The 10662-nt window shown below is 34.3% G+C and carries 6 protein-coding genes; 5 read left to right on the top strand and 1 reads right to left on the bottom strand.

All coding sequences use genetic code 11. The annotated features are described in order from the left end of the window. Window positions 1-64: 64 nt before the first annotated feature. Window positions 65-667 (bottom strand): ribonuclease HII, encoded by a 603-nt coding sequence (locus tag BKM32_RS07725; protein WP_076663305.1) that lies wholly within the window; start codon window positions 665-667, stop codon window positions 65-67. Between the two features lie 202 nt (window positions 668-869). Between BKM32_RS07725 and BKM32_RS07730 the strand changes: the two genes are divergently transcribed. From BKM32_RS07730 to BKM32_RS07750, 5 genes are all read left to right on the top strand, one after another. Continuing rightward, window positions 870-3824: a TonB-dependent receptor gene (locus BKM32_RS07730; RefSeq protein WP_083702129.1), complete on the top strand. Its 2955-nt coding sequence runs from the start codon at window positions 870-872 to the stop codon at window positions 3822-3824. 11 nt (window positions 3825-3835) lie between these two features. Continuing rightward, a complete protein-coding gene (locus tag BKM32_RS07735; RefSeq protein ID WP_076663307.1) occupies window positions 3836-5239 on the top strand; it encodes a RagB/SusD family nutrient uptake outer membrane protein in 1404 nt (467 codons plus the stop codon). A 59-nt stretch (window positions 5240-5298) separates the two neighbouring features. Beyond that, window positions 5299-6060, top strand: coding sequence for a hypothetical protein (locus BKM32_RS07740; protein WP_123812083.1), 762 nt, complete (start codon window positions 5299-5301; stop codon window positions 6058-6060). Between the two features lie 225 nt (window positions 6061-6285). Continuing rightward, complete coding sequence (locus BKM32_RS07745; protein ID WP_076663309.1) at window positions 6286-8181, top strand: S8 family serine peptidase; 1896 nt, start codon at window positions 6286-6288, stop codon at window positions 8179-8181. Between the two features lie 211 nt (window positions 8182-8392). Continuing rightward, the gene (locus BKM32_RS07750; protein ID WP_076663310.1) at window positions 8393-10360 is read left to right on the top strand and encodes a putative porin; all 1968 of its coding nucleotides are present in this window, start codon (window positions 8393-8395) and stop codon (window positions 10358-10360) included. Window positions 10361-10662 lie beyond the last annotated feature (302 nt).

A 10662-nucleotide genomic window follows, 5' to 3' on the forward strand; every position in this document is an offset into this window, starting at 1 on the left:
CAAAAAAAATGATTCACCGTTTTAGGTGTATACCATTATATATAGGTAAGGTGAATTTTTTCAGTTATAGTTCAAATTTTAATTGTTCAGGCAGTAGCCTAAAAGATTTTCGGTGGTATTTGGTAATGCCATATTTTCTAATAGCTTCTCTGTGTTCTTTGGTGGGATAACCTTTGTTTTTTTTCCAATTGTACATTGGAAATTCTTCGTGGATTTTATTCATATAAGCGTCGCGCTCTGTTTTGGCAATAATAGAAGCAGCTGCGATACTTAGATATTTGCCATCTCCTTTGACAATAGTTTCAAAAGGAATATACTTAAAAGGTTTGAATCTGTTGCCATCCACTATGATGAATTCTGGTTGAGTATGCAATTGCTCAATTGCTTTGTGCATCGCCAATATGGAAGCGTTCAGAATATTGATGCTGTCTATCTCGTCGGGCCAAATATGGGAAAAGGCAAATGCTTCAGCCTTTTCTTCTATCACAGGTTTAAGAAGCAGTCGTTTGTGCTCTGTAAGAGTTTTTGAATCATTTATCAAATCGTTTTTTAAGTTAGAAGGTAAAATAACGGCAGCGGCTGTTACAGGTCCTGCCAAACAACCACGGCCAGCTTCATCGGTTCCACATTCTATTGAGAATTTTGAAAAGTTAGATTTAAGAGTCAAAATGTTAAAATTTTAATGATATTATATTTTGTTCTGAATAAATGTAATTATAATTTAAATTTTTATGAATAATTATTTTAATAGGACCAGTGTTTATGCTGGTTTTGAGAGTGTTGAGTGTTAACATTATTTTAATAAAATAACTTGTTTATTTAATATTTAATTATGATGTTTGCGCAAGACTAACTCAAATAATTGTTTTATGAAATTAAAGTTAACATGGTTAATGACGCTATTTATGGCGTTAGTGATGCAGTTTTCTTTCGCGCAAGAAAAAACGGTCACTGGAACAGTTATATCAGAAGCAGATGGCTTGCCATTGCCTGGTGTAAATGTAATTGTAAAAGGAACTACTAGAGGTGTTCAAACTGACTTTGATGGTAATTATACTATTACCGCAAATGTAGGGGAAACTTTGGTATTTTCATTTGTTAGTATGAAAGCTGTTGAAATTGTAGTAGGCACAAGTAATTCTATAAATGTTTCAATGCAGGAAGATATTGCTGCTTTGGAAGAAGTGGTAGTAGTAGGGTATTCTTCCCAAGACAAAACTAAAGTGTCTGGGGCGGTTTCTGTTGTAAATGCAGAGGCTATTGAACAAGTACCGTTAGCTTCTTTTGATCAAATTCTACAAGGTCAGGCGCCAGGGGTTCAGATTTCTGCTGGTTCTGGTCAACCAGGAGCATCTGCTAGAGTAAGAATTAGAGGTAATGGGTCTATCAATGGAAGTAATGATCCTTTGTATATTATAGATGGGATTCAAGTTTCTGCTGGGGATTTTGCTGCTATCAACCCTAATGATTTTGAAAACATTTCTATTCTTAAAGATGCTAGTGCAACTGCACCTTATGGTTCTCGAGGAGCTAATGGGGTAATCGTAGTTACTACTAAAAAAGGAGCTTTCGGTGAAAAGACACGTTTTACATATAGAACTCAATATGGGGTTTCTCATGTGGGGAACTCTCGTTTTGATTTAATGAATTCTTCTCAATTACTTAACTTTCAAAAGTTAGTGGGGAGAGGTACGGGAGCAAGCTTGTCTGATGCAGAAATCGCAGAATTATCTCAAACCAATACTAATTGGGAAGATTATTTCTTTAGAACAGGTCAAACTGTAAGTCATGAATTAGCGATGACTGGAGGTTCTGAAAAATCTCGTTTTTATAGCAGTATTAGTTATTTTGATCAGGAAGGTATTGCTGATAGATCAAATCTTAAGCGTTTTACTTTACGTAACAACTATGAAGTACGACCTAATGATAAAACTAAGATTGGTTTGAATACATTAGTTGCTTATGCCATTTCAGATTTAATTGACTCAGAAAGCTCAATTACATTGCAAAACCCTTATGCAGCTGTATACTTGGCTTCTCCTTACTATACTCCTTACAAAGAAGATGGAAGTTATAATACAAGTAATGGTAACGTAGGTGCTAATGCCTTGGAGAATCTTCATGTAAACGGGAGAGAGAATAAGCAGATAAGATTTGTAGGTTCTGGTTTTGCAGAAAGAGAATTGTTTAAGAATATTAGTGCGCGTACAGATTTGGGGGTTGATTATAGTCAAGATAATACTTTTAGATTTGCTGACCCTTCAACTTATTATGGTAGTATTACTGAGCCTGGATTTGCAGGATTCTATACAGAGGCTAATAGTTATTATGCAAATATTACATCTACAACAAGATTGATGTATGAAAATACTTTTGCAAACAAGCACAATTTTTCTGCAGGGGTATTTATGGAGTACGTAAAAACACATGCTAGATCTAGTAGTTTTACTGGTTATGGTATCAACCCTACATTGCCAGGAGTTCCAGCAGGTATTAGTGAAGGTACTCCTGAAAATGAGTTAATTCCTTCAGTAGGTGGTTCTGTAACTGAGCGTGGTTTATTTTCATATTTTGGTGTTGCAAATTATGATTATGATGGTCGTTTTGGTTTAGATGTTTCTTTAAGAAGAGATGCTTCTTCTAAATTTTCAGATGAGAATCAATGGGGGACATTTTATTCTGTTGCTGGTAGATGGAATATTTCTAATGAAGCCTTCTTGTCAGGTAATAGAACAATCAATAATTTAAAACTTAGAGCAAGTTATGGTACTTCAGGTAACCAAAACGCAGTAGCTGATTTTGCTTATGCTACTGAATATGGTCAAACTTCTTATAATGGAAATACAGGTATTGCTTTTGGAAGAATTGGAAATGAAGATTTGAAATGGGAAACTTCTAACCAATTTAACGTTGGTATTGATTATGATTTATTTGATTACAGATTGTCTGGTACAGTTGAGTACTATAATAATAAAACTACAGACTTATTTGTAACTTATAACTTGTCTCAAGCTTCTTCTGGAGTATCTAGTATCCAAGCTAATGCAGGTTCTATGAGAAATGCTGGTGTTGATGTAAGTTTAACTGGCGTTCTTGTTAGAACTAATGATTTTGAGTTTGAGGTAAATGGTAACTTCAACTATAACAAGAACGAAATCTTGGATTTAGGACAAGTTAGCCAATTTGAACAAGGAACTTCAATTATTAGAGAAGGTTTGCCTTTAGGATCTCATTATATTGTTAAATGGGCAGGAGTTAACCCAGCAAATGGTGAGCCATTATATTATGATATTGATGGAAATGTAACCAATGTATATAGTGAAGCTAACTCAGTAGCTGACTTTGGAAGTTATAACCCAGTTTGGACTGGTGGTTTTGGTGCTAAATTGAAGTACAAAGCATTTGAAGTATCTACTTTGTTTAGTTTTGCTGCTGATTATTATAGATTTAACAACCAAACATTCTTCCAAGAAAACCCTAACTTTGCTCAATATAACTTGTCAACAATCATGTTAGATATGTGGCAACAACCTGGAGATATTACAGAAGTACAAAGTTACTTGTATAATAGAGAATTCTCTTCTAAGGATATTGAAGACGCTTCATTTACAAAGTGGAGAAATTTAACGGTAGCTTATAATTTACCACAAAGATATATTGATAGCATTGGATATATCACTGGATTAAGAGTATACGCTCAAGGTCAAAACTTATATACTTGGACTAAGTTTACTGGTTTCGATCCAGAGGATAGTAACAATATTGCACAGTATGAGTATCCAACACCAAGAATTTTTACAGTTGGATTGGATCTTAAATTTTAAAAAAAAATAATATGAAAAAAATATCAAAATATCTATTGTTGGCTCTACTCCTTGGCTTTGCTTATTCTTGTGAGAATGCATACAATGTAGATCCAGATGATGAAATTTTAGAGGAAAATTCTTTCACGAATGTTGACGATTTAGAAAGAGGTGTATACGGCGTTTATGCTGGTATATCTGGTTCTAATATCATTGGTTGGTCATCACGTTTTTCAGATGACTGTAGAATTGGAGAAACCAATAGAGGACAAGGAATTCAGGTACACAGATGGTCTATCAACCCAGGGACTGATGAAGTTGGAAGTTTGTGGGGAAATATGTACAACGTTATTGCAAGAACGAACAGGTTATTGGAGGCAATTGATAAAATTTCTCCATTAAATGAAGAGGAAGAAGCGGCAATGCAAAGAATTAAAGCTGAATGTTTGGCTATTAGAGCAATGCAACATTTTGATTTGATGAGATTGTATGCACAAGATTACGAATCAGCGTCTTTAGCTGTGCCAATCATTGATGGTGTTTATGTTTTTGAGCAATTCCCGAGAAATACCGTAGGCGAGGTGTTTGGTTTTGTAAAAACTGACTTAGCAGAAGCCTATAATTTGTTGAGTGCATCTTATACAGATAATACAAGATTTACTAAAACTGGTATTGCCGCTTTAAGAGCAAGAGTTGCGTTATATGAAAAGGATTATGCTTCAGCCATTAGCTTTGCTACTCAAGTAATCAATGCATCCCCTTTGGCTACATCTTCTGAGTTTCAAGGAGTTTTTACAGATCAAGTGGAAACTGAAGTTGTTTTTAAATTAGCTAGAACTACTGGTGATGGTTCTGTAGGAACTTTGTTTACAGATACTAACGGAGATGTGTTTTTTAACTTATCCTATGGCTTGTACTATCATATGGCTCAAAATGGTTTCACGAATGATATTAGAACTTATGTGAATATTGATGTTGCTAATTTTGATGAAAATAACCTTATGGTTGGAAAATATCTAGGTTCAGATGCTAATTTTGGTCTTAACGATATTAAAGTTTTCAGAACTGGTGAGCAATATTTAATTAGAGCAGAGGCTTATGCTAGAACTGGATCTTTAGATTTAGCTGCGGCAGATGTGCAAACTTTAAGAAATGCTCGTGTAGTACCTGGAGGGGAAGCAGTAACTGTATCTTATAATAATGTAAGTAACGCAGTTAATGACATTTTAGGAGAAAGACGTTTTGAATTGGCATTCGAAGGGCATAGATCTTTTGATTTAAGAAGATATGGATTGGGTGTAAACAGAAATGCTGACGATTGTTCTCAAGCTGCTGACCCTTGTGCATTAGATGCTACTGATTACAGAATGGCATTGCCTATTCCGTCAGCGGAAATTTTTGCCAATGATGTTATTCAACAAAACAATCAATATTAATTTTTAAGAATAAAAAAATGAAAAAGTATTTATTTATACTGTCTATATTTTCGCTTTTCTTGACTTCGTGTGAGGAGCAAGAGGCGGAAGTATATAATGGTAACAGTTTATTATATTTTACCGAAAGTACTTCCAGTAAGTTTTTTGTTGAAGATGCTGCTGAATCAAGTACTCAGATAGGTGTTGGGGTTACAAAAGCTTCTTCTTCAGATAGAACATTTACAGTGGCTGTGAATGAAGGTTTAACTACTGCAACACCTGATCAATATGAGTTTAAGTCATATACATTTACTATTCCTGCAAATGAATATCTTGGCTATATTGAAGTTTATGGAAATTTTGATGCCATCTCAACAGATGGGTCAACATTGGCGATAGATTTAGTTGATATGCAGGAAGGTGAAGTTGCTGGTTTTGACAATACCTATCTTTTAAGCTTAAATCAATATTGTTTGATTGATATCCCTGGAACATCATTTAATGGCTCTGCTTATATTGGTACATCGTTGGTTAATAACTTTGAAGGAGAGTTAGTGCCAACAGGCGGATTGAATGAGTATGCTGTTGATAATGCTTGGGGAGAGTTTGTAGCTGCGGCCACAGGGTCTGATGATTACTTAGGGCAGTATTATTATCCTGTTGTTATCCAAATAGGTTGTGATTTTAGTGTGGATGTAACGCCTACAACTACGAATGCAGTTGCTGGTGATGAAGATAGTACTGGTGAGTATAATCAAGCTACAGGAACTATTTATCTAAGTTTGACACAAGGCTTATTCACCCAGCCTTTTAATGTAGAGGTTGAATTAGCTCTTTATTAAAATCAAGATACAGATAATGAAAAGCCAGAAAGTTGATAGATTTTCTGGCTTTTTTTATGTTTAAAATTAAGTTTATAAAATTTACTATAGGATGTAATTAACGGTTTAGTAACATTTATTGTTAAAAGATTTGGAAACAAAAATGGAAGCGTTAAAAAGGCTTCCTTTTTTGTTTTATCTGATCTATAAGGTTATATTTGGCCGGTTTAAAAAAACACCTACAAAATGAAAAAAATTACATTGATTGCTCTAATCTTAGCACAAGTTAGTGTGATGGCACAAGATGCAAAGAGTATAGAGAAATATCTAAAGCAAGAGGATAAGGTAAAATTAATCGAATTATCGGAAAAAATTAAAATGGATTCTGATAGATCTTTAAGGGAAGCTAGGAAAAAGTATACTGATACTATATCCGTTAATGGCAAACGTGCTACTTTAAAAGGTTTACGTATTGATGGAAGTCCTATTTATATTACTAGTTTCAATGCTGGCGCCGCTACTACAGTTAAAGCAGATGAATTATACGAAGGAGGTTCACTTGGTTTAGATCTTTCAGGTAATGGACTAACCTTAGGCTTGTGGGAAGGGGATGCTGTAAGAAAAACTCATCAGGAATTAACAGGTAGAATTAATCAACAAGATTTTCTACTATTTACACAAGCTAATGATAAATCAAACCATGCAACTCATGTGGCGGGTACTATGATTGCTTCTGGTGTAAAAGCGAATGCTAAAGGAATGGCTTACGAAGCTGATATTGTAGCATATGATTGGTATGATGATTTATCTGAAATGGCAAGTGAAGCTGCTTCTGGAATGATTTTATCAAATCACTCTTATGGAACATCAGTTTTCAATGACGATGGAGAATTAAGTGTTCCTGTATATTGGTTTGGTAAATATGATAATAACTCTAGGCAGATGGATGATTTACTTTATAATGCTCCTCATTATCTACCGGTTATTGCGGCAGGAAACGATAGATTGTCAAGTACAAAAGCAACTAATAAAGGAGGATATGATATGTTATGTGGTCATACCATGTCTAAAAATGCCTTACTTGTTGGGGCTGTTAATCAGGTTAACAATTATACAAGTTCTCTTAGTGTTTCTATGAGTGACTTTAGCAATTGGGGACCGACTGATGATGGTAGAATTAAACCAGATATAGTAGCAAAGGGAGTTGGAGTAGAGTCCTCTTTTGGAACTAGTGATAATGCTTATGTAGTTTATCAAGGTACTTCTATGGCTACCCCAAGTGTTACAGGAACATTGGCTTTGCTGCAGGAGCATTATCATAACTTGAACGATAACTATATGTTAGCTGCTACAGCTAAAGGTTTGGCTATTCACACAGCTAATGAGGCAGGATTTGGAAATGGACCAGATTACAGATTTGGTTGGGGACTATTAAATGCGGAAGCTGCTGCAAATGCTATTACAAATGAAGGAACATCTTCAATAATATCTGAAACGTCAATTACTAATGGTGAAACTTTTTCTACAAATGTAACTGCCATAGGAGGGGGGGCTTTAGTTGTAACTGTTTGCTGGACGGATCCAAAGGGGACTGTTTATAGCGGTACTCAAGCTCAGATGTTAGATAATCCTATTGCAATGTTGATAAATGATTTGGATGTTAGAGTAACTAAAGGATCAGAAGTTAATTATCCTTGGAAATTAAATGTGGCATCTCCTGGAAATGCTGCCACTAAAGCTGATAATAGTGTAGATAATGTAGAAAAAGTGGAAGTTTCAAATGCAAGTGGAGAGTATACTATCACAGTTTCTCATAAAGGAACCTTGCAAGGAGGTTTACAAAATTTTTCTTTAATCGTAACAGGAATAGATGCTACTTTGGGGGTTGAGGATAACGAAATTCAAAATGTCGCTGTTTGGCCAAACCCAGCTAAAGATGTTATCAATTTAAAATTAACTTCTGTAGAAAACAATTCTAAAGTTAGTCTATTTGATATTCATGGACGTATGGTTTATCATGGAGCCTTAAAATCTTCTAGTTTGTTGCATACTATTAATGTTAAGGAGTTTTCTACTGGTGTTTATTTCTTGAACGTTGAAAATGGTACACAAACCTTTAACAAGAAAATTGTTATTGAATAATTTTTAGTTGCAATTGAACTTAACTTAGAGTTGAGTTTTAAGTAAAAAAAACGCAATAGGGAATTCCTTATTGCGTTTTTTTTATTGTGGACTCCATGAGATACATCATTTTGAAGGAATATAAAGACATTGTTCTCTTGGTTTTGCCTATAATATTCTAACTTTATTTTCGTTTTAAATCCTTACTTTTGCTCCATATTTTACTACAGGTATGAGGAAATTACTTTTCAGTGTTTTTGTTTTGGTAACGACTTTAATGAGTGCTCAGGTCAAGAAATTTGAGAAGCCATTAGCTAATGAAGGGAGGACATCTATTGATACAACAAAGGCCAATATAAACGGAGACAAAAAAAGTAAGTCAAAAGATAAATCGGCCACCATCGATATGTACAAAATGGTGTCTTATAAAAATGATACCACTTTTGTAGATACCTCACTTACCATTAAAAAAGACTACAAGTTTAATTACCTCAGAAAGGATAATTTTGAACGGATTAATTTTTTGAATACGGGGCAAACATTCAATTCTCTAAGTTATAATGTTTCTAATACAGATGTGATGCCTGTATTTGGGGCTAGGGCAAGACATTTCAATTATATGGAAATTGAAGATATCTACTACTATGAAGTGGCTACACCATTTACTGAGTTATGTTATAAAACGGTCTTTGAGCAAGGACATCTTTTGGATGCTTTATTCAGTGTGAATACTTCTAAACGGCTTAACTTCACTATAGCCTATAAAGGTTTACGCTCTTTAGGGAAATACCAGCATCAACTTACAAGCACTGGTAATTTTAGGTTTGTTACCAATTTTTCCACCAAGAATAATCGTTATAAAATTAGAGGGCATATTGTCATGCAGGATTTAATGAACGAGGAAAACGGAGGTTTAAGGGATATAGATTTGGTTAATTTTGAATCGGGGAATAAGGAATTTAAGGATAGGTCCGTATTTGATCCCGTTTTTGAAAATGCCGAAAACATTTTGGAAGGGAAGCGTTTTCATCTAGTGCACCAATATCAAGTTACGAAAGCCCATGATTCACTTCAAAAGCCAAACTTTTATGTTGGGCATGTTATCTCCTTTGAGGATAAGTATTACCAATTTGTGCAAAGCTCCAGAAACGATTTTTTTGGCGAAGCATTTTTGACTAGCAAAATAAATGACAAAGTGACCTTGGAAGATTTTAGAAATCGGTTTTATGTTGATTTCAAAGAGAAAACAATTGGTAATATTAAGGTAAATCTGGATTACTATAATTATAATTACGGCTATGATGCTTTGGTAATTTTGGAAGGCAATGCAATTACTAATCGTTTAAAGGGTGATGTTTTGGAAGCAGGAGGAAGTTACGCTAATAGTTTTGGTAAGTTTAATGTGTTAGGGGAATTTGGTATTAATGTTTCTGGAGATTTAGATGGCAATTTCTTTAAGGGTTCCGCAAACTATAGTTTTACAGATGATATCAAGTTTAGTGCTTCTTTTAATTCTAGTTCCAAGGCGCCTAACTATAATTATTTGCTATATCACAGTGACTATCTCAATTACAATTGGGATAATTCCAGTACATTCGACAATGTGCAAACACAGCAATTGGCAGTGGAATTGCAGTCTGAAAAATTGGCAAATCTCTCTTTTGATTATTCTAATATTACGAATTACACATATTTCGCTAAGGATGAATTGGCCGAAGGAGTGAAACCATTTCAGACTGACAATACAGTAAATTATTTGAGGTTGAAGCTGAATAGGGAAATTCGATTTGGAAAATTTGCCTTGGACAACACCTTTATGTACCAAAATGTATTGAATGGTGATAATATTTTTAACGTACCCCAATTCATCACAAGAAATACCTTTTACTATTCCAACCATTTCTTTAAAAAGAAAGCCCTCTTTTTACAAGCCGGAATTACCTTTAAGTATTTCACTGAATATAATATGAATGGTTACGATCCATTACTTGCCGAATTCTATGTTCAAAATGATACTAAAATTGGAAACTTTCCAATGCTTGACTTTTTCGTGAATGCAAAAGTGAGAACAATGAGGATATATTTGAAGGCAGAACATTTCAACTCAGCATGGACTGGGTATAAGTTCTATTCCGCTCCCAATTATCCATATCGTGATTTTATTGTTCGCTTTGGTCTGGTTTGGAACTTCTTTTTATAAGAAAAGTGATTTATGAAATATTTAAAAGACATGCCTTGGTGCATGTCTTTTTTGTTTTACCCCATCCTTTCTATATATATGACAAAGTATTAATCTGGATTCATGTAGAATTTACACAATATATATAGTATGTATTCAAAAGGGGCTTTCAGGAAAGGTCAACACGCCACTTGCTATAAGCCATAAAATATTTCCACATTCAAACACTTCAATTCCAGTTCTGTAAATTCCTTGTTTCAAAATATTTCCCAAAAATAGCAAAAAAGGCTTGCAGATATCCAAAAAGGAGGTATATTTGCAGC

The organism is Mangrovimonas sp. DI 80, assembly GCF_001975575.1.
In the GTDB taxonomy this organism is placed as follows: Bacteria; Bacteroidota; Bacteroidia; order Flavobacteriales; family Flavobacteriaceae; genus Mangrovimonas_A; species Mangrovimonas_A xylaniphaga.